The organism is Mesorhizobium sp. M7A.F.Ca.US.014.04.1.1, from assembly GCF_003998745.1.
GTDB classification, from domain to species: Bacteria; Pseudomonadota; Alphaproteobacteria; order Rhizobiales; family Rhizobiaceae; genus Mesorhizobium; species Mesorhizobium ciceri.
In genome coordinates this window covers 1-474 of record NZ_RZRW01001441.1, presented here as the reverse complement: position 1 = coordinate 474, position 474 = coordinate 1, and the positions used below count along the sequence as shown (strand labels likewise).

1 protein-coding gene is annotated in these 474 nt (G+C 54.4%); it reads left to right on the top strand.

Annotated features, from left to right (window positions below; translation table 11 throughout):
* Window positions 1-318: hypothetical protein (locus EOA22_RS37980; RefSeq protein ID WP_206521594.1), on the top strand; the 318-nt coding region annotated here is incomplete at its 5' end.
* Between the last annotated feature and the right edge of the window lie 156 nt (window positions 319-474).

The window sequence follows — 474 nt, the reverse complement described above, 5'->3', positions numbered from 1 at the left end:
GCCCAAAACCTCCTGCAACCGGATCGGTTCGACATAAAATATTTACCGTGTTGGCATGGTTTACGAATGGTTTCGCGGGCCATCCACCTCATGGCCGCTTTGGCTTTGGCCGGACCGGTTAAGGTTGAGCCGGATGATTTGACCGGCTGCGAAACTCCTCGCAAATTCCTCGTTGTCGAAAAGCTGTTGGGTGGTCACGCCATCCTCGATGATCTGCACCGCCCATTGGCCGTCTATGTGTTCTACCCGAACACCGTCCTTCTGATCGTCGCCCACGCCCGCACTCCCACACAACGATGTGGGAAAAAAACCATGTGATCGGCAATCCAGCAAGTCACAAAACCGTACGAATCCGGCCGCTGGTTAACTTTGTAAAAGCGTCGAAATGTTCGCAAATGCCCGCACCCGCAGGAAACCAATTTTGGAAGGCCCGTAGCTCACACGGCCGCAGCCCGATCATCATCGATCCAGAGA